The sequence below is a fragment of the Deferribacter abyssi genome, assembly GCF_049472655.1.
Taxonomy (GTDB): Bacteria; Chrysiogenota; Deferribacteres; order Deferribacterales; family Deferribacteraceae; genus Deferribacter; species Deferribacter abyssi.
The window spans coordinates 38634-57969 of the sequence record NZ_JAQNCS010000017.1; the positions used below are offsets into that span (position 1 = coordinate 38634).

At 26.1% G+C, this 19336-nt stretch carries 20 protein-coding genes and 1 pseudogene; 13 read left to right on the forward strand and 8 right to left on the reverse strand.

Annotation, left to right across the window (positions count from 1 at the left end; genetic code table 11):
* Window positions 1-8: 8 nt before the first annotated feature.
* Genes OWK30_RS09630 through OWK30_RS09640 form a run of 3 tightly spaced genes read right to left on the reverse strand, consistent with a single transcriptional unit; the run spans window position 9 to window position 2169 of the window.
* The gene (locus tag OWK30_RS09630) at window positions 9-1328 is read right to left on the reverse strand and encodes a TldD/PmbA family protein (RefSeq protein ID WP_423325962.1); all 1320 of its coding nucleotides are present in this window, start codon (window positions 1326-1328) and stop codon (window positions 9-11) included.
* A complete protein-coding gene (locus OWK30_RS09635) occupies window positions 1329-1778 on the reverse strand; it encodes an N-acetyltransferase (protein ID WP_423325964.1) in 450 nt (149 codons plus the stop codon). It abuts the gene before it with no gap.
* Window positions 1771-2169 (reverse strand): hypothetical protein, encoded by a 399-nt coding sequence (locus tag OWK30_RS09640; protein ID WP_423325966.1) that lies wholly within the window; start codon window positions 2167-2169, stop codon window positions 1771-1773. The genes OWK30_RS09635 and OWK30_RS09640 overlap by 8 nt, the downstream gene beginning before the upstream one ends.
* A 118-nt stretch (window positions 2170-2287) precedes the next feature.
* Here OWK30_RS09640 and OWK30_RS09645 point away from each other — a divergent pair, with 118 nt between their 5' ends.
* Window positions 2288-2683, forward strand: a complete 396-nt coding sequence (locus OWK30_RS09645; RefSeq protein WP_423325968.1) for an RrF2 family transcriptional regulator — start codon at window positions 2288-2290, stop codon at window positions 2681-2683.
* Here OWK30_RS09645 and hemG read toward each other — a convergent pair.
* From hemG to argS, 4 genes are read right to left on the reverse strand one after another with little or no spacing between them, the layout of a single operon-like run.
* Entirely contained in the window at window positions 2678-4036 is a 1359-nt protein-coding gene (hemG, locus tag OWK30_RS09650) for a protoporphyrinogen oxidase (RefSeq protein ID WP_423325970.1), read from the reverse strand. The genes OWK30_RS09645 and hemG overlap by 6 nt on opposite strands.
* Before the next feature lie 36 nt (window positions 4037-4072).
* Entirely contained in the window at window positions 4073-5194 is a 1122-nt protein-coding gene (locus OWK30_RS09655; RefSeq protein ID WP_423325972.1) for a poly-beta-1,6-N-acetyl-D-glucosamine N-deacetylase PgaB, read from the reverse strand.
* A complete protein-coding gene (locus tag OWK30_RS09660; protein ID WP_423325974.1) occupies window positions 5191-5970 on the reverse strand; it encodes an SPOR domain-containing protein in 780 nt (259 codons plus the stop codon). Before OWK30_RS09660 ends, OWK30_RS09655 begins: the two co-directional genes overlap by 4 nt.
* The gene (gene argS, locus OWK30_RS09665) at window positions 5970-7604 is read right to left on the reverse strand and encodes an arginine--tRNA ligase (RefSeq protein WP_423326001.1); all 1635 of its coding nucleotides are present in this window, start codon (window positions 7602-7604) and stop codon (window positions 5970-5972) included. The genes OWK30_RS09660 and argS overlap by 1 nt, the downstream gene beginning before the upstream one ends.
* A 151-nt stretch (window positions 7605-7755) precedes the next feature.
* On the opposite strand from argS, the gene OWK30_RS09670 reads away from it, so the two are divergent.
* Genes OWK30_RS09670 through OWK30_RS09725 form a run of 12 tightly spaced genes read left to right on the forward strand, consistent with a single transcriptional unit; the run spans window position 7756 to window position 19155 of the window.
* Entirely contained in the window at window positions 7756-9354 is a 1599-nt protein-coding gene (locus OWK30_RS09670) for a hypothetical protein (protein ID WP_423325977.1), read from the forward strand.
* A gap of 1 nt (window position 9355) precedes the next feature.
* Window positions 9356-10393 carry a DUF4388 domain-containing protein gene (locus tag OWK30_RS09675; protein WP_423325979.1) on the forward strand — a complete coding sequence of 346 codons (1038 nt, stop codon included), beginning with the start codon at window positions 9356-9358 and terminating at the stop codon, window positions 10391-10393.
* Window positions 10390-10605, forward strand: coding sequence for a hypothetical protein (locus OWK30_RS09680; protein WP_423325981.1), 216 nt, complete (start codon window positions 10390-10392; stop codon window positions 10603-10605). Before OWK30_RS09675 ends, OWK30_RS09680 begins: the two co-directional genes overlap by 4 nt.
* On the forward strand, window positions 10598-11263 hold the full coding sequence (locus OWK30_RS09685) for a cell division ATP-binding protein FtsE (RefSeq protein ID WP_423325983.1): 666 nt from the start codon (window positions 10598-10600) through the stop codon (window positions 11261-11263). The genes OWK30_RS09680 and OWK30_RS09685 overlap by 8 nt, the downstream gene beginning before the upstream one ends.
* Window positions 11260-12156, forward strand: a complete 897-nt coding sequence (locus tag OWK30_RS09690) for a cell division protein FtsX (RefSeq protein ID WP_423325985.1) — start codon at window positions 11260-11262, stop codon at window positions 12154-12156. The genes OWK30_RS09685 and OWK30_RS09690 overlap by 4 nt, the downstream gene beginning before the upstream one ends.
* Window positions 12146-13312 (forward strand): murein hydrolase activator EnvC family protein, encoded by a 1167-nt coding sequence (locus OWK30_RS09695; RefSeq protein ID WP_423325987.1) that lies wholly within the window; start codon window positions 12146-12148, stop codon window positions 13310-13312. Before OWK30_RS09690 ends, OWK30_RS09695 begins: the two co-directional genes overlap by 11 nt.
* Entirely contained in the window at window positions 13305-14600 is a 1296-nt protein-coding gene (locus tag OWK30_RS09700) for a S41 family peptidase (protein WP_423325989.1), read from the forward strand. Before OWK30_RS09695 ends, OWK30_RS09700 begins: the two co-directional genes overlap by 8 nt.
* Window positions 14578-15744, forward strand: a complete 1167-nt coding sequence (locus tag OWK30_RS09705) for a divergent polysaccharide deacetylase family protein (protein ID WP_423325991.1) — start codon at window positions 14578-14580, stop codon at window positions 15742-15744. The genes OWK30_RS09700 and OWK30_RS09705 overlap by 23 nt, the downstream gene beginning before the upstream one ends.
* A 2-nt stretch (window positions 15745-15746) precedes the next feature.
* Window positions 15747-16736, forward strand: a complete 990-nt coding sequence (gene tsaD, locus OWK30_RS09710; RefSeq protein ID WP_423325993.1) for a tRNA (adenosine(37)-N6)-threonylcarbamoyltransferase complex transferase subunit TsaD — start codon at window positions 15747-15749, stop codon at window positions 16734-16736.
* Window positions 16737-16770: 34 nt separating this feature from the next.
* A complete protein-coding gene (locus OWK30_RS09715) occupies window positions 16771-17682 on the forward strand; it encodes a tRNA dihydrouridine synthase (RefSeq protein ID WP_423325995.1) in 912 nt (303 codons plus the stop codon).
* Window positions 17675-18301: an HAD family hydrolase gene (locus tag OWK30_RS09720; RefSeq protein WP_423325997.1), complete on the forward strand. Its 627-nt coding sequence runs from the start codon at window positions 17675-17677 to the stop codon at window positions 18299-18301. The genes OWK30_RS09715 and OWK30_RS09720 overlap by 8 nt, the downstream gene beginning before the upstream one ends.
* The gene (locus OWK30_RS09725; protein WP_423325999.1) at window positions 18298-19155 is read left to right on the forward strand and encodes a DMT family transporter; all 858 of its coding nucleotides are present in this window, start codon (window positions 18298-18300) and stop codon (window positions 19153-19155) included. The genes OWK30_RS09720 and OWK30_RS09725 overlap by 4 nt, the downstream gene beginning before the upstream one ends.
* On the opposite strand, the pseudogene OWK30_RS09730 reads toward OWK30_RS09725, so the two are convergent.
* A pseudogene (locus tag OWK30_RS09730) lies at window positions 19152-19336 on the reverse strand (amino acid ABC transporter permease); the annotation flags it as partial. The gene OWK30_RS09725 and the pseudogene OWK30_RS09730 sit on opposite strands and share 4 nt — an antisense overlap.

Sequence of the window (19336 nt, forward strand, 5' to 3'; positions counted from 1 at the left end):
TAAAATAATTAACTACCACTAACAGAAAATTTATCAAACATTACAGATGGAGTAATTATTCCACCAAAATCTCTAATATCATTAAAAATGATAGCACAGTTTTCAAGTAAATCTTTAAGATTTGCAGTTAACACCATTTCCTTAAATGGAGTTATAGCTTCGCCGTTTTTATAATAAATACCATTTATACCAACAGAAAATTCTCCACTTATAGGATCCGCCATATGCATACCCATCACATCAGTTATTAAAAGTACATCATTATATTTTGTGATTTCTGATTGCAAATCTTTTTCACCTTCTTTTAAAATAAAATTTGAAGAAGAAATTTCTATTTTTCCACTATTACTCAATGATGCGTTACCTGTATTTTTGGTATTTAATTTCTTAGAAGTATAACTATTGTGTAAATAACTTTTTAATTCGCCATTTACAATTACAAAAGTTTTATTGCCAACAACCCCCTCATCATCAAAATAATAACTTCCAACACCTCTTTCCAACTTTGTATCATCATAAATTGAAAGAACATTACTAGCTACTTTTTCTCCTATTTTTTCCTTTAAAAAACTTTTGTTTTTGATAATATGTTCCGCGTTTACCAAATCTGATATCAATTCAAGGAATTCTGCCATAACTGTGTTTTCAAACACCAAATAATATTTACCACTATTTAACTTTTTAGCATTTAAAAGTCTTACTGCTGATTTTGCAGCCCTAACTCCAACAAGATTGTAATCAAAATCATCATAATATCTTGTAACCGAAAAATCATAACCACTTTGAGAATCTTTCCCATTATCTGCCACTACATATGTAGAACCTGAAAAATAAGTAGATTCTTGTGAAACAACATCCCCCTCAGAATTTATTAGACATATTTTTTCCAGTGTTGAAGAAAAAGTTGTATGTCTAACATTTTTAATATAATTGCTAAAATTTAAAGCATTTGCTTCTATTTCTAATGCAGTTGTCAAATGTTTATTATGATCTAATTTTTCAAAAACTTCATCCCTAATAAATAACTTTTTATTAAATTTATCAATTTTCGGAAAATCAATATATTGATCAAAGTTTAAATAATCAAATAAGTTTTTAATTTTGGAGAAACTTTCTTTAATAACTTTTAAATCCATTCCTGAAATTTTATAGGTACAAAGTTTACCGTTGTGTAAAACTCTTATATAATGTTCTCGACTTTTAACTGTTTTTAAATCTTCAATTTCCCCCATCTTTACAGTTATCTTAAAACTTACAATATCTTCTATATATATATTAATTTTATCATATTCATGATCTATCAATTTAATTAATTCAAAATAGTTCATCTAAATCTCCTTAATTACAGCAATTTCATCACAATCTGGAAATTTTGAGCACTTCAAGCAGTCAGACCAGATTTTTTTTGGCAATTTTTCTTTGTTTATAATTTTGAATCCTAGTTTCCTAAAAAAATCAACCTTATAAGTAAGAGCAAATACCTTAGAAACACCTAATTCTTTAGCTCTATTTATACATTGTTCAACCAAAATTTTACCTATTCCTCTCTTATGTTTATCTTGCAATACTGCTAAAGACCGAATTTCTGCTAAGTCTTCCCATGATGGAAAAAGGGCGCAACAACCAAAGATTTTACCATTTTCTTCATAAACGAAATACTTTAAAATATTTTCATATATTTCATTTATGCTAAGAGGAAGCATTTCCCCATTTTTTGCATAACTGTTAACTAATTGCTGTATAACTTTTGCATCCTTCATTACAGCGTTTCTAACCATTTATAACCTTAACAAATTTTTTAAAAAGATTAATAGCAGTTTCTTTATCAGGTAATAAATTGTAACCTTTTCTTGCTTTTATGATTACTTTCGTAGCGTTAGGGGTTAAAGGTTTTGCTCTAAAATATATTTTTATGTTGTTTATCTCAGCATTGATTTTTCCTTCTGATATGGAAACAAGTATTAGTTTACCCTTCTCACGTTTAATTATTTGGGAAAATATCTCTACAGCTCTTTCTTTAGATACTGCAAAATTATCTGAAACAGAATCTGCAGTCAAACTGTATGTAGCACCTGCACCTGCTCCTGCAGCAATAACAACTGGAGCAACACAAGAAACCGTTGAATTAAATATTATTAATAAAAGCAACATCATCAGATAGTTTTTCACATCAAACCTCCATCTATTGTTTTTTGTTTATATTGTATTAAAGAGGTTAAAAAATCAAGTCAAATAAAAATTGACAAAAAAATACTTTAAGAGTATTTTTATCTTAAAAGGAGATTATATGAAAATTACAAGAGCAACTGACTATGCACTCAGAGTTATGGTTTTTTTTGCAAAAGCTGAAAATGGTAAGGTATTTATGCGTAGTGAACTTTCTAAATTTTGTGAAGTTCCTGATAGTTTCTTGGGAAAAATATTGCAAGTTTTAGCAAAAAAAGGATTATTAGTATCAGGTAAAGGGAAAAAAGGTGGTTTTAGATTAAAAAAGAAACCTGATGAAATTACATTGTATGATATAATTACTGCTGTGGATGGAGAAATATTTATTAATGAATGTCTTGATAATCCAACTTACTGTAATAAGATCGAAAATTGCAGTATAAGTAATATTTTAAATAATATAAAAATCAAGTTTGTTAACGACCTAAAAAGTTATACCCTAAGAGATTTTTTATGAGAAAATCTCTTTAGCAATTTCATAACTTCTTTTTGTACAGTCGTTTATTCCTATACCATAAAGTAGGTTTCCACCTATATAAATACCTTGTATATCTTTGCATATCATACTAACTTTACTTACAATTTCACTGTGACCTTTATAATATTGAGGAATTGCCTTTTCCCATAAAAAATATTTATATATCAACGGACGATTTTTTATACCAAGAATATCTTTTATTTCCTCAAATGCTATTTCTTTCAACTCATCTGGTGTATGATTTAAAATCCAACTGTTTTTATCCCCACCCATAATGACTCTAATAAGCTTATGATTTGCAGGTGCTCTTTCTGGAAAAATAGAAGATGTAAATAATGCACCTAAAATCTTTTTCTTTTCACTTAAAGGAATTAAATATCCAAAACCATCAAGAGGATCTAACACATCATCAAATCTAAATCCAAAACCGATGACAAAGGCTGGAGCATAATGAATTTTTGATAATTCACTGGCTAAATCTTTATTCAAATACTCTAAAAAATTAGCAGAAATATATGCAGGAGAAGTTATGATAATATTGTCAAAAACATATTTATTACCATTTGCAAACACAACAAACATATTATTTTCTTTTATAATTTTATCAACAGAATTATTAAACAATATTTTGGTATTTTTCAATTTAGTAGCAAGATCGTTTACTCCGTTTATAAGTCCACCTTTATAAGAAGTAAGGTTCCCTCCTGGGCCAGCTGGACCACTTTTTTTCCCTTTCTTTTTGAACAATGCTTTAAAAAGTCCCCCATACTCTTTTTCCAATTCATAAATAACAGGAAAACAGGATTTAAGACTTAATTTTTCAGGATCTCCTGCAAATACTCCAGAAACCATTGGCGAAATGAGATAATCAAGTGCCTCTTTTCCTAATCTCCTTTTAGCAAATTCTGCAATAGTTTCATCATAAATATTTTTTTTCTGAGGAACAAATAGTTCACCAATAACTCTCAATTTTCCTTTAAAGGTTAATAACTGTGAAGATAAAAAATCTCCAGGTTTTTCTGGTAGTTTATGAAGCTTTCCATTTCTCATTATAAATCGTTTTTTTGCTTTTTCGTTACTTGGCAATAAGTTTTGTTTTAAGCCAGCTTTTTCAAAAAGCATAACTGTTGATGGTTTGCTATCTAAAAACCCATTTGGACCGGACTCTATAGCAAAACCGTTTTGCTTAAAAGTGTCAATAGTACCACCAAGTTTGGAACTTTTTTCAAAAAGATAAATTTCAATACTCTTATTATTCTCTTTTGCAAAAAATTCTAACCAGAACGATACAGAAATACCAGAAATTCCTCCTCCAATAACACCAACTTTCATATAACACCTCTACATATTAACAATTTAAATAAAAATCTATTTACAAATATAATCTAAGTCAGCCAAATCTTCAAATGGAACAAGGATATAGCTTACATTATATTTATTAATTAATCTACATGTTTTTTCATAAAAAGTTTTATCTATTTTTACCTTTTTTTTAAAATCTCTTATTTGAAGCTTAGCAATTAAACGGTAAGATGGATATATTTTATTTGACCATACCGATAAAATATTATCTAACATTATTAAATAATTATTATTATCAAATTTCATTTCTTTCTTAATTTGTTCACTATAAAGCATTGATGCAAAATATTTAAATCCTAATTTGTTATAAGTGTCAATACACTGCCCATACCATTTAATTCCTTTATTTTTATCTAACAATGTTTCATAGTAAATATTTACAGCAAATTTAATTTTTGGATTTATTTTTTTAACTTCCCATTTTATTCTATTTAACAAATCTGCTAAATAATCTTTTTTCCAAGTAAAAAAATCTATTGGAAGAGAATCAAAGGTATAGTTTGGTGATAAATTTTTATCATGATCTATTAAATATTTTGTTAAAGCATCAAAACTAGCTGACTCATCTATCCTCAATATATAATCATCCTGCAGTAAAATACCATCTATATTATATCTTGCTAATTCTCTAAAAATTGAAATTAATTCTTTAAAAATAACAGAAGAAAAGAGATCTACACCGTATCCTTCTCTTTTTCTGTTATTAGATAAGTAAAAAGTCTTATTTTTGCCATACTTTTCTACTAAAAAGGAAAGTTTCCTTGTTCCTATCCATGCATATATTTTTATCCCATATTTTTTACCATACCTAATAAATTCTGGTAAAATATCATAAACTGTACATGCTTTATCAGATTTAAAATATAGTCCGTGTTTACAAGATGTTTTTATACCATAATGATATCTATCACCATCGTTTTGAAAAACTCGAATAAAAACAGTATTTACCCCAGCTTTTTTTAATAATGAAAAATAATAATCTAAATTATTTTTGTAACTTTTTTGCATATTAAAAATTTGAACACCAACGATTTTTTGTGGTTTTTCATTATTGACTAAAACAATTTTTGCATTGAGAATTATAGTGTTAAATAAAATAAATAAAAAGAATAAGATAGTTTTTTTCATTGATTTGTTTTTACTATTATTGGATTAACCTTCAACTGCTTTTTTATTTTTTCGACCTTTGTCTTTGCAGTTTCATAGTTTTCCGAATAACAACATCTAATTCTATACCATACTCCTTTACTCCCCAAATCAATTTTCATAACAAAAGCATCCGGTAAAATTTTTCGGATTTTCACAAGTTTATTTTCTGCAACTTTTTTGTTTTTAAATGCCATTAATTGTACAACATATGTCTTATTGTTTAAGTTAGATTTTCTTACTATTTTATCATTATTTACTTGTTTATTATGTTTTATTTTAATAGATACATGTTTTTTGTTTTTTGTTTTTGCTGTTTTTAAAGATTGCTCTGTCTTGACTTTATTTTCCTTTACTGTTTTCTTAGAATCTCCTATAATCTTTGTTGAATTATTTGTTTTTAAAGTATGGTTAATACTTTTACCTACTATCGTTTTATTCTTATTATCTTCAGATAGTTCTTCTTTAAGACTAAGTGTATTTTTCACATTATTTTCAATTTGTTCTACATCAATTACAGAATTATTTTTTGACGAAATAATAATTTTCTTTTCTGATTCTTTAGGGTTAGTCAATGTGTCTTCATATGTTCTATTTTCTTCAGTAAGCTTTTCTTTTAGTTCTATATATTGATTGGTTAGTTGAATTATAATGAAAACTATTATTCCAACTGCAATAACAAATATTAACCCTATGAAAAGAACTCCCTTAAAATCATCTTTGTTCTTCTTTTCTTTTATTTTCTCAAAATCTTTCATCACATTTTCTCCGGAGCATTTACTCCAAGAATACTTAATCCAAATTTTATTGTTATAGCAACCGCTTTAGAGAGGTTTAACCTAGCATTTGTTACATAATAATCGTCAGTAATAATTTTTGTATTATAATAATAATTATGAAAAAGAGCAGCTAAATCTTGAAGATAGTATGTTATTCTATGTGGTTCAAAATGAGCCGCAGCAGCTTTTATTATTTTTTTAAATTCATACATTTTTTTAATTAACTCTTTTTCTTGACGTTCAGAAAGTAGATCAAGATTTTCACCTTGAATAAATGTGATATTCTTTAATTTAGCATTTTCGAAAAGACTGTTAACCCTAGCATGTGCATATTGAACATAATACACTGGATTGTCAGAAGATTTTGATTTTGCCAAATCAATATCAAAATCAAACTGAGCATTGTGATCTCTCATTAAGTAAAAATATCTTGCTGCATCAACACCTACTTCATCTAACAACCATTTTAATGAAATAAATTCGCCAGCTCTTGTAGACATTGATATTCTTTTCCCTTCCTTTATAAGGTTGACCATCTGTATCAATACTACTGTTAGTTTATCATCATTATCGCCGAGAGCTTTCAAAGCACCTTTTATCCTACTAACATAACCATGATGATCTGAACCCCATACATCAATTAATATATCATAACCTCTATTTAATTTATCTAAATGATAAGCAATATCTGAAGCAAAATATGTATACGAACCGTCAGCTTTTTTTACTACTCTATCTTTTTCATCTCCAAATTTTGTAGATTTAAACCAAAGAGCCCCATCTTTTTCATACAAATAACCGTTTTTCTGTAATATTTCTAATGCCTTATCCACCTTTCCTTCAGTAAATAGTGATTTTTCACTAAACCATCTATCAAAAATGATTCTAAATTGTTCTAAATCATTTTTAATACTATCCATTATCTCATTTAAACCTACTCTAAAGCATACATCAAATCCCTTTTCAGGATCATTTATCAATAAGTCACCATAATTATTTAATACTTTTTTAGCAATATCAATTATATACTCACCTTTATAACCATCTTTTAATTCTTCTAATTTCTTTTTCACAAGTTGTTTATATCTTTCGTAAATACTATCTCCAAGCATTTTCATCTGATTGCCGGCATCATTTATATAATACTCCGTATCTACATCAAAACCAGCAACTTTCAACAGTCTTGCTAGAGTATCTCCATAAGCAGCACCTCTACCATGCCCTATATGCAAAGGACCTGTTGGATTAGCACTTACAAATTCCAAAAGAACTTTCTTGCTTTTACCAAAATCAAGAAAAAAATACTTATCATTTTCTAATATATTTTTTACTATCTCTTCATAGAATTTTTTATTTATAAAAAAATTAATAAAACCTGGGCCTGCAATTTCTACTTTTTCAATAAAATCATTTTCTTCAATAAAACTTACAATATTTTCAGCAATTTCCCTAGGATTTTTGCTTATAATCTTCGCTAACTTTAACGCTACATTAGTTGCAAAATCACCATTATCAGACCTTTTAGGCACTTCGATTATAAAATCATCAAAATCAGTTACACCCATTTTATCTAATGAATTTTTAATAATAGATCTTATTGTATTTTCCAACATTTCCTCCATTTTTCAAATTTAATATTTTATATCAGAAATGTGTCCAGATTTCTATAACAAGTAAAGAAAAAATTCAATCAATTTAAATAAATGATTTTAAGTTTTGTAACATTTTGTTGAAATTTCTATTTTTTTAAAATAAAATTATCTTATGAAAAAGATAATTTTATTGATTGTTATTTTATTTATAGTATTTCAACATATTTCATTAGCTAGAGATATCAATTATAGTAATGAATTAACAACAGCGATAATGACTCTCAGAACAAATTTTTCAAAAGAAAATTTAGATTATTTAAAAACTGTTTTTATTAAAGAAAAAGGTATTTATGATAAACTATTGGCATATACCTTACTAGATTTAGCATTAAAAAATAAAAAAAACCTATCAGCAGATGTTGTGAATGTTATAGGAGAATTCTATCCTCAAGAAAAAAACTTAATTACAAAAATCTTGCAGCAAAAAGTAGATTTTTTCATGTTTTTAGAATATATTAACAATTTTGTTTTAGTCACTTTTGTCTATTACGTATCTTTCTTTATTTCGATATTATTAGTTTTATATATTTTAATTAAAAATTGGCCACTATTCTTGCATAACCATCTAGAAAATAAAGGTATTTATGGTTTATTTAATATAATTGTCTTTATAACTTTTTATTTAGGCTTAATTGTTACTTTACCCAGTTATTTTTTTCAAATCTCATTATTTTTTGTGATTTTATTAATAAGCTTTGAAAAACCAAAAGTTAAAATCATCTTAGGTTGTTTCATGTTATTACTTACTATTCTTTCCTTAATAGGATTTGAAAGTAAAAGCGATCAAAAATATATATATAATTTTGCAGCAAAACCTATTTCTATTAACAAAAACTTTTCAAACGATGTTGAAAAAAAAATCTTTCTTATAAAATCAGACTATGCAGAAATAGATTTCAATACGATAAATTTTGATTATAACAATAAACAAGATTTAGTAAATTATATTATTCTACTGCTTAAAAGTAATAAAGTAGAAAAAGCTATTTCATTAATCAACAAATATAATCTGGCAACTGATCCAAATGTGCTGTATAATCTTGCTGTTTATTATGCTAAGAATTTTAAGTTTGAAACCTATGAAAATATTTTATTAAAATTGCAAAAATATAAATGGCACTATAGAATTTTTAATCAATATCAATTGATAAATCAACAACCTGTTTATTTACCATACTTTGAAATAAAGGATAATAAGAATGATTACATGATAACTTTCAACAAAAAACTTTTTATAGTCACTATAATTATATTTGTTCTTGCATCAATATTAAACACATTATTGTCTAAGTTACATCTTTTTAAATGTGATAAATGTGGAAAAGTATATTGCATTAAATGTGATGATGGTCACATGCATAATAATATTTGTGAAAAATGTAGAAATTATCTAAGTCATGAAACGGTTGCAGACGCAGTTGAATTAATGAAACACAGGTCATTGATTGAAAATAATGAAATTAAAACAAAAAGATTACAATTTTTATTAAGTATCATCTTACCTGGATGCGGAAAGCTATTGCAAGAAAAATTAATTTATTCGATAATTTTAATAATAGTTTTTGCAATTAATCTCTATATCATAACTTTTAAATATGAATTAATCGCTTCCGATACATCCGTATGTTACCAATATGTTTTTTATCCAGTATATTTATTTTTTATAACAATCTTTTTATTATTATATTTAATTAATATTTTGAGGAATTAAAATGGGTTTAAAAGGTAATATTAAGGAATTCAGCCTTATAGATGTTTTACAAATCATATCGCAAAACCAGAAATCTGGAATTTTGAAAATTTCTAATAATGAAGGCTTTTTGGGTGAAATATACTTTTATGAAGGTAGGTTAGTAGATGTAAAAATTAAGTCAGAGAATGATGATTTGAAAATAGGAAACTATTTAGTAACCAAAAAAATTATAACTAACGATAAATTAAAAGAACTGTTAGATAAACAAAAAAAATATCCGTTAAGATTTGGAAAATTACTTATCGAAGAAAAAATTTTAGATAAAAAAAAATTAAAGGAAATTTTTAAAAGTTTCATTATTAACAAACTTGAAAAAATTTTGAGCCTAGAAACTGGTAATTATGAATTTATAAATGCAAGCATTGATTTTAACTCTGAAGAAATAGAACCTATAAAACTTGATATGATTATTCTTGATGCACTAAAAAATATTGATGAGTTGAAACTTTTTAGAAAGAAAATAAACGATTTAAATCTTATTTACAAGAAAAAAGAAGGAAACAAAGATTATATTATACTATCAAATGATGCAAAACAGCGTGATCCTGTCATAAAACAAGGTTCAAAGATACTATTAAATAATGATGCATATACAGTGTACAACTTAGTTAATGGAAACAATACCATTAATGATATTATAAAAAAAACTTCACTTGGGGATTATTTTGTTTTAAAAGTAATTTTTCAACTTATAAATTATGGACTAATAGAACCACCTGATAAAGTTACACAGATAAGTGAGAGTGTTTTTTTTAATACTCTTAGAAAACTTGGATTAATAGTTTTGTTTGTTGTCATAATGTATTTTTTTGTTTTAAATTTAACAAATATAAAAGTAATAAAAAATTCCATTATTTTTAATAAAAAAATAGCAGAAGAAATAAAAAAGAGAAATAATAGTTATAAAGTATTTATTGATAAAATAACCAACTTAGAGAAAGATAAACCTGTTATTTATCATAATCCAAAAAAAATAATGGTAAAAAAGAAAGAATGAATAGATCATTTAATTCAATAGTAAAATATAAAAATAAAACTTATCATGTTCAGACTGAAGTTTATAACAACAAAATCAACATTTGTGTATTCTCTAATGGGATGGTTATTTTTAAAAAAAGTGAACCTTTTTATGACTTTAAAACTACTTTAAAACTTCATCAAGAAATTGAAAATCAAATAAAACTGGGGCAATTAACTAAGGATGATTGATTTTCACAATGTTTCGGTAAGTTTTATAGGAGATAAAAAAGCACTTAATAATGTATCTTTTAAAATTGATCGTGGTGAATTTGTTTATATTACAGGGAAAAGTGGCGCCGGAAAATCCACTTTGTTACGACTTATTTATGCTGACTTATATCCTACATCAGGCATAGTACTTGTGGGAAAAAAAAATGTTAGCTATATCACAAAAAATAGTATCCCATATTTAAGGAGAAATATAGGGGTCATCTTTCAAGATTTTAAATTGCTTGAAGATTATACTGTATATGAAAATATTAAAATTGCCCTTGAAATATTTTATTTAGATAAAGCTCATATGGAAAATAAAATAATACCATTACTGCACAAACTTGATATATTTAAAAGGAGAAATACTGTTGTTAAAAAACTTTCTGGAGGAGAAAAACAGAGAGTAGCTATTGCAAGGGCTTTAATTAATGAACCATTAATAATTTTAGCAGATGAACCTACTGGCAATTTAGATCCGGAAAGGGCTGAAACAACAATTAAACTACTACAAGATATTGCTAAAAATGGCTCAACTGTTTTAGTGGCAACTCATGATGAATATATGATTAATAAATATCCTGCAAGAGTTATAAAATTAGAGAATGGAAAGCTTGTAAGCGACTTATCAAAATGAAAAAAATGCTATTTTTATTTTTAAAAGGTATAAAATTTTTTAAAAAGAATTTAACGAATAATTTAAATAGTAATATATCTATAATTACAATTTTACTTTTATTAAATACAATTGGAATATTAATATATTCAACAAACAGCTTTTTTGATAAGCTCACATCAGTTGAGGCAATAAGAATTTATCTAAAAACTGATGATAAGGATACTATTAATAATCTTAAAAATTCTATAAAAAAACTAGAAGGGATCAAAAATATAAAATACTTTTCCAGCCAAGATGCCTATAATTTTTTGATAAAAAATGAATACATTGATGAATATTTAAAACTGTTACCTACTGAGTTGTTTCCAAGTTTTATCGAAGTTAAAATAAAAGAAAGTTTTAGAGATTTAAACTATATAAACAGGTTAAAAGAACAAATTGAACAATTCAATGGAGTTGAAAAAACATCAATCGGTGAAACATGGATATTAAATTTCATGAAAATAAAATATTCATTAAATTTTTTCTTTCTGATTCTATTAATATTTATTTCATTATCAATAGCATCTATAACTCATAATATGATTAAATTGAATATGTACAAATTTAAGACAGAAATAAAAATACTTAGTCTTGTTGGTGCTACAAAATCTTTTATACTAATTCCAATAATCATTGCATCAGTTATTGAAAATATAATATCTTTTATATTTGCAGCGTTTCTAACATATATAATATACAATATCGGTGTTAAAGCTATACTCTCTATTTTAGAATTCAAATTTCTTATATTACCAGATACTAAAATAGTCTTTACTTATCTTATAGTTTTCTTAATTTTGATTATTGGTTTTAGTTATTTTAGCGCATCAAGTTTTTTAAAAAGTGCTGGTTCCATACATGATAATTAGGGTAATCTTTTTAATTTTTGTAGCGTTTAATGTATTTTCTGCTGAAATCATTGAAGAATACGATAGTATTGTAAAATACCTTAATAAGGTAAAAAAAGAAATAAAGAATGAAACAGAAAAATTGGATACAATCCTTAGAAGTAAAAAATCAATTGAAAAAAAATTAAAATCTCTAGAAAAATCAATTAATAGGCAAAAAAATATATTAAGAAAAATTAATTCCAAAATGCAAAAAATAATAAAAGAAAAACAAGAAATAGAATATAAAATAAAAAAATTGAAAACTAAAAATAATTTTCTTAAAAAAAGAATCAGAAAATTTAATATCTATATTATAGACAACCAAAAATACTTACGTTTAAAATTACTATTATTTACGAAAAAATATTATGAAGTTAAAAATAATTTTGAACTTTTAGAAAATATAAACCTTAAAGTTTATGATTTGATTAAAGAGTATCAACTTATTCAAAAAAAGCTTAAAATACTACATAAAAAAATTAAAAACAAGCTGGAAGATATAAATGCTATAAAAAGATTAAAAGTTTCCATAATTAATAAGTTAGAAGATGAAAAACTGCAACAAAAACAACTAATTGCCATATTGAATGAAGATGAAAACAGTATAAAACAATATTTAGCAATATTAAAATCTAAAGAAAATGAGTTGGAAAAGAGATTTAAAAGTCTTGATAATCAGCTTGTAAAAAAAGGTGAAAAAAAGATTGTTAATAGTCTATTTTTTAAGAATAAAGGCAACCTTCCCTGGCCAGTAGAAGGGAATGTGGTTGAATTCTTTGGTCCAAAAAAAATAAAAGGTTTTAAAGGAAAAATATACAACAAAGGGATAAAAATACAAATTACCGGTGACGGCTATGTTTATACTATTTTTGACGGTGAAGTTAAATATACCGACTGGGTAAGAGGTTTAGGAAATATTGTAATTATAAATCATGATAAATTTTTTTATACTTTGTATGCAAATATCGATGAAGTTTTGGTGAAAAAAAACCAAAAAGTTAAAAAAGGAGATAAAATAGGTATAATTGATGTTGATTTAAATAACAAATCAGCTTATCTTTATTTTGAAATACGAAAAGAGAGTAAAGCAGTAGATCCTTTAAAATGGTTGAAAAGGAGGTCTTTAAATGAATAAAAAGAGGTTAATCTACCTATCTATAGTTATATCATTATTACTAATAGCTACATTTACAATTATAACCTTTAAAATAAATAATGTATACGCAGCCAAATATAGTAAATATGAGCTTTTAGAAAAATTTACTAACGTAATGTCTATAATACAAGAAAATTATGTAGAAAAAGTTGACACAGAAAAACTCATAAATGGTGCCATTAAGGGTATGCTACAAGAACTTGATCCTCATTCCAACTATTTTAATAAGGATATGTTTAAAGAGTTTCAGATTGAAACAAAAGGTGAGTTTGGAGGATTAGGAATAACAATAGGTATTAAAAATAATATCTTAACAGTTATTGCTCCATTAGAAGATACTCCAGCATTTAAAGCAGGAATTAAAGCTGGAGATAAAATAATAAAAATTAATGGTAAATCCACAGCTAATATAACATTAGAAGAAGCTGTTAAAAAACTAAGAGGAAAACCAGGCACGAAAGTTACAATTACAATTTTTAGAAAAGGGGTTGATAAACCTTTTGATGTAACAATTACTAGAGCTATAATAAAAATCAAGGCAGTAAAATATAAAAAATATGGTGATATTGGTTATATTAAACTTACTAGTTTTAAAAATAACGCTTCTAAAGAAGTAATCAACGCTCTCTCAGAACTAGAAAAAGAAAAAATCAAAGGTTTAATATTTGATTTAAGGAATAATCCTGGTGGATTGTTAAATGAAGCAATTAATGTATCAAGTATTTTTATCCCTGCAGGTAAAACTGTTGTTTTTACCAAAGATCGTAATGGTAAAGAAAGACATTATAAATCCAGGCTTCTTTCATACAGAAACCTCAAAATACCTTTGGTTGTTCTTATTAATGAAGGTTCTGCTTCGGCATCAGAAATTTTTTCAGGTGCAATGCAAGACTACGGTAGAGCAATTATAATTGGAAAAACTTCCTTTGGTAAAGCAAGTGTTCAAACAATTATTCCTTTAAATGACGGTTCCGCAGTAAAAATTACTACAGCTAGATATTATACACCAAATGGCAATTCTATTCAAAATGTAGGAATAAAGCCCGATATAGTGATTCCAGAAGGAAAAATCGTAATAGAAAATAACCACCCTATTATAAAAGAAAAAGATTTAGAAAATCATTTGACCAATGATAAGTTAGAAGATAATACTACTAATATTACAGAGAATCAATTAGAAGATAACTTAAATAATGATCTACAACTTAGATTTGCGATGGACATTATGAAAGGTTTGATAAAATATGGCAACAAAGAGGAAAATTAGTAAAAAGACTAAGAAAAAGAAAAAACAACTTATTCCACCAGCGGTTATCGTTGGTGGAATTTTTTTTGTAATGGTACTTCTTATTATTCTTGCTGTAATAAACATTAAGGTAAATAACCTTAAAAGGGATTTAACAGTTGAAAAAACAAGGTTCAATTATGCAAAACAAGTAGAAAAAGATATTAAAGCAATATTTTTTGATCTAGAAATTGACAAGGATTTTGTCAAACATGAATTTATCAAAAAAAACAATAAAATTCTTTTAAAATATTATTTAAGTCTTAATGAAAATAAAATAGATACAGTTTTTTATAACCTTGGGAATTTGCTTAAGAAAGAAAATTTTAAGATAAAATATTTTGATGAAAATGAATTATACGCTAAAAACGAATTAATTGAAATTGTTATTAAAATATCAAAAATTATAAAATTAGATAATAACAAAAACAAAAAAATATATTCTAATAAAAATGATCATGTTAATAAAAGATTAGTAATAATAATTGATGATTGTGGTAATAATATTAAGTTAGCTAAAAAACTTGCATCTCTACCCTATCCTATAACGATGTCTATTATCCCTTTTTTAAAACACTCAAGAGAAACAGCAAAAATTGCAAGACAGTATAACAAAACTGTCTTTTTACATCTTCCAATGCAACCTAAAACCTATCCAAACACTGATCCAGGTAAAGGAGCAATTTACCTTAATACACCAAAGTCTTTGATTGAAATTATCATAAAAAAAGATATAGATAATCTTGGAATCATCGACGGAGTAAACAATCATATGGGCTCAGCATTAACAGAAAATAAAGAAAAAATGCAACAGGTGCTAAGTATACTAAAAAAATATACAGATACTTTTATTGATAGTCATACTAGCACTAAAACAGTCGCATATGAAGTATGTAAATCTTTAAAACTTAAATGTGGTATAAATAGAAAGTTTATCGACAATCTAGACAATAGAAATTATATCCGTAAAAAATTATACGAATCATTATCCCTTTTTGAAAAATACAATACAATAATAATTATTGGTCACTTAAAAGAAAATACTATTCAAGTCTTAGAAGAAGAACTACCACAATTACGGCAAAAAGGAATTACAATTTCAAGAATAGAAGAGGTGATAAATTAGTTATGCTTGTATTAGGAATTGAGACATCTTGTGATGAAACTTCTATGGCAATTTATGATTCTAAAAAAGGAATCAAAGGGAGTATTATCTCGTCACAAATAAATTTGCATAAAAAATTTGGTGGTGTTGTACCAGAAATTGCTTCAAGAAATCATCTATTAAAATTAGAAGATATATTCTTAACACTGTTGAATGATACAAAAATCGATAAAAAAGATATTGATTTAATAGGAGTAACCAATACTCCAGGACTTATTGGTTCGCTTTTTGTAGGAGTAGCTTTTGCAAAAGGACTTGCATATGGTCTTAAAAAACCTTTAGTACCGGTTAACCACCTTGCTGCACATACTTTATCATGTGAAATAGAAAATCCCACACTAAAACCTCCTTATTTGTCATTCATAATTTCTGGCGGGCATACCCATATATATAAAGTTGATAAAGCATATAATTTCTATCTTTTATCTCATACTGTTGATGATGCCGTTGGTGAATGTTATGACAAAGTAGCTAAAATGATGAATTTGCCTTATCCCGGAGGTCCTGAAATTGAAAAGCTAGCACTAAAAGGAGATGAGTATAAAATAAAATTTCCTGTTGCATTAAAAAATAGTACTAACTTTTCCTTTAGTGGACTAAAAACTGCAGTATTAAATGTTTTGGAGAAAAAGGAATATTTGTTAGAAGATATAGCAGCTTCTTTTCAGTTTGCAATATTTAATAATTTTATAAACAAATTAGATAAAATTATTTATAAATCTAAAATAAAGAAAATATTAATTTCAGGTGGAGTTTCTGCAAACAGTTATTTGAGAAATAAGCTATCAACTTATTATAGCACAAAAGGAATAAAGCTATTTTTCCCATCAAAAAGACTCTGTACTGACAATGGAGACATGATTGCTTATACAGCCTACAAATTTTTTAATAAAAGAAAGTTTATGGGAGTAAAAGAAACCGCATACGATGTTATGCCATATATCACTAACTAAAAATCTAATTTTAGATAAAATAAAAAAAAATAAAATGGTTGCAGCTCCCCTTGCAGGTATTACTACTTTACCATTTAGAAGGATATTAAGAAAATTCTTTGATGGTATTATATTTACAGAAATGGTTTCAGTAGAAGGTATAAAAAGAAAAGTTAAAAAAACTTTAAATTATATTGAAATTACAGAAAATGATCATCCAGTTTTTTTGCAGCTATTTGGCTATGAACCTACATCATTTTATAATGCTATAAAAGTATGCGAAGAGGTATCAAATCCAGATGGTTACGATCTTAATGCAGGTTGTCCTGTAAAAAAAGTGTTAAAATCCTATGCGGGATCATATCTTTTGAAAGACTTAAAACAGTTGAGAGAAATTGTCAAAAATATGAGAAAAGCCACTGATAAACCAATTTCTGTCAAAACAAGACTTGGTTGGGATGAGAAGTCTTATGTTTACAAGGAAATCTTAAAGATTTGTGAAGGTGAAGGTGTTGATATTCTCACTTTTCACGCAAGAACAAAATCTCAAATGTTTAGTGGAGAAACTAACTTAATGGCATTAAATGAGATTGTAAATCTTAAAAAAAATATTTTATTGATAGGCAATGGTAATATTTACGACCGTATTAGTTTTTATAAGATGCTTGATACAGGTGTAGATGCTGTGATGATTGGCAGAGCAATGATGAAAGCACCATGGATATTTTCTGCAATTAAGAAAGATAAAGATGTATATAATTTTTTGAGTTTAGAAGATAAAAAACAGCTTATTATTGAACTTTTACAATACGAAAAGGCATTTAGAAAAAACTATCTTGATATAGTCAGAAAATATTCCATATGGTTTTTAAAAGGATATAAAAATTCATCTGATTTTAGAAAAAAAATTTACCAAATTAAAACTGAAAATGAATTCTTAAAGTTACTGGAGGGTTTCGTTGAATAAAAATAAAATAAACACTATAATTTACGATTGTGATGGTGTACTTTTCGATAGTGAGGAAGCTGTTTTAGCATATTATGACTTTATTTGTGAAAAATTTAACCTTCCAAAAATTCAAAGAGATAATCATGAAGAAGTGAAAAAAGCTTTAATGAAAACAAATGAAGAAATCATCAGAATGTTAACAGATAATGAGATGCTTATAGAAAAAATATTAGAATTTGCAAAAAATATGAATTTTAAGCAATTTTTAAATTTAATGAAACCAGAAAAAAAATTAAAAGAAACTTTAAATATACTATATAACAACGGTTATAATTTAGCAATTTTTACAAACAGGGGCCAATCACTTCATTATTTATTAGATCATTTTGGACTTAATAAATATTTTAAAATCAAAATTACTTCCTTTGACGTAAAAAATCCAAAACCTAATCCAGAAGGTATTTACAAAATCTTAGATTTCTTCCAAATAAAACCAGAAAATGCTCTTTATATTGGAGATACTACGAATGATCTATATGCTGCAAAAAATGCAAAAGTCATGTTTGTAGCTTATAAAAACAAGTTGGAAGATTCTCCAATAATTCATAACCACATGGAAATTTTGAATTTTTTATGATTTATTTAAAATTAATTTTATCAACTATATTCTGGGGAGCATCATTTACAGCTGGAAAAGTAGCTGTTAAATATCTTCCTATTTTTTCTGTTGCTTTTTTTAGGTTTTTAATTAGTTCAATGATATTTGTTTTAATTATCAATCGAAGTATTACACGCTTCAATAAAAAAAAATTTCTTATGTGTTTCATAGGCGGATTCACAGGAATATTTCTTTATAATATATTTTTTTTGAAAGGGTTAGACCTCACAGATGCATCAAAAGCTTCAATTATCGTTGCAATAAATCCTGCTATTACTGCATTAATAACGCATCTTTTTTTAAAAGAAAAATTAAAAGTTTTAAATTATATTGGCTTGATATTATCATTCATTGGTTTACTATTTATTATCACAAACGGCCATATTGACAAAACAGCTTTTTTAAATCTTAACATTGGTGATATTCTAATAGTATTTGCAGCTTTATCTTGGTCTGCTTACACAATTTTTGGCAAAATGGCTCTTAACACACTTTCTCCAATTGAATCAACAGCATATTCCATATTCTGGGGTACTACATTACTAATACCTTTTGCTATAAATGACTTTTTTACAAAAAGTCTGGTTTTTAATTTTAATGTAGCATTATCTTTGATTGTATTATCTGTGTTTGCAACAATATTAGGTTTTATATGGTTTTATAACGGAATTAAAGAAATAGGAGCAACTCGAGCTTCAGTATTTATATATCTAGTACCTGTCTTTGGAACACTTTTTGGCATAATTATTTTACATGAGCAACTAACTAGCTATATGATACTAGGTGGGCTACTAACGATTTTAGGAGTCTATATTACGAATAAAAAACTTTAAACTCTATGTGTTTTAAATTTAACTTCCAAATACCTAGTTATATGTGATAAAATTGCATTTATTACTAAATATATAAGAGTAATAACTATCCAGATTTCAAAAACCAAATAAGTGGATGCCATAAGCTCCATCCCCTGAAAAGTCAACTCAGGTATAGATATGACCGATAATATAGCAGAAT

What these genes read in the sequence shown, in the direction of transcription:
- OWK30_RS09700 (WP_423325989.1), top strand. Translation starts at nt 13,305, where the DNA reads ATGAATAAAAAGAGGTTAATCTACCTATCTATAGTTATATCATTATTA.
- OWK30_RS09725 (WP_423325999.1), top strand. Translation starts at nt 18,298, where the DNA reads ATGATTTATTTAAAATTAATTTTATCAACTATATTCTGGGGAGCATCA.
- OWK30_RS09635 (WP_423325964.1), bottom strand. Translation starts at nt 1,778, where the DNA reads ATGGTTAGAAACGCTGTAATGAAGGATGCAAAAGTTATACAGCAATTA.
- hemG (WP_423325970.1), bottom strand. Translation starts at nt 4,036, where the DNA reads ATGAAAGTTGGTGTTATTGGAGGAGGAATTTCTGGTATTTCTGTATCG.
- OWK30_RS09715 (WP_423325995.1), top strand. Translation starts at nt 16,771, where the DNA reads ATGGTTGCAGCTCCCCTTGCAGGTATTACTACTTTACCATTTAGAAGG.
- OWK30_RS09660 (WP_423325974.1), bottom strand. Translation starts at nt 5,970, where the DNA reads ATGAAAGATTTTGAGAAAATAAAAGAAAAGAAGAACAAAGATGATTTT.
- OWK30_RS09705 (WP_423325991.1), top strand. Translation starts at nt 14,578, where the DNA reads ATGGCAACAAAGAGGAAAATTAGTAAAAAGACTAAGAAAAAGAAAAAA.
- OWK30_RS09690 (WP_423325985.1), top strand. Translation starts at nt 11,260, where the DNA reads ATGAAAAAAATGCTATTTTTATTTTTAAAAGGTATAAAATTTTTTAAA.
- OWK30_RS09645 (WP_423325968.1), top strand. Translation starts at nt 2,288, where the DNA reads ATGAAAATTACAAGAGCAACTGACTATGCACTCAGAGTTATGGTTTTT.
- OWK30_RS09675 (WP_423325979.1), top strand. Translation starts at nt 9,356, where the DNA reads ATGGGTTTAAAAGGTAATATTAAGGAATTCAGCCTTATAGATGTTTTA.
- OWK30_RS09680 (WP_423325981.1), top strand. Translation starts at nt 10,390, where the DNA reads ATGAATAGATCATTTAATTCAATAGTAAAATATAAAAATAAAACTTAT.
- tsaD (WP_423325993.1), top strand. Translation starts at nt 15,747, where the DNA reads ATGCTTGTATTAGGAATTGAGACATCTTGTGATGAAACTTCTATGGCA.
- OWK30_RS09655 (WP_423325972.1), bottom strand. Translation starts at nt 5,194, where the DNA reads ATGAAAAAAACTATCTTATTCTTTTTATTTATTTTATTTAACACTATA.
- OWK30_RS09670 (WP_423325977.1), top strand. Translation starts at nt 7,756, where the DNA reads ATGAAAAAGATAATTTTATTGATTGTTATTTTATTTATAGTATTTCAA.
- argS (WP_423326001.1), bottom strand. Translation starts at nt 7,604, where the DNA reads ATGTTGGAAAATACAATAAGATCTATTATTAAAAATTCATTAGATAAA.
- OWK30_RS09630 (WP_423325962.1), bottom strand. Translation starts at nt 1,328, where the DNA reads ATGAACTATTTTGAATTAATTAAATTGATAGATCATGAATATGATAAA.
- OWK30_RS09685 (WP_423325983.1), top strand. Translation starts at nt 10,598, where the DNA reads ATGATTGATTTTCACAATGTTTCGGTAAGTTTTATAGGAGATAAAAAA.
- OWK30_RS09695 (WP_423325987.1), top strand. Translation starts at nt 12,146, where the DNA reads ATGATAATTAGGGTAATCTTTTTAATTTTTGTAGCGTTTAATGTATTT.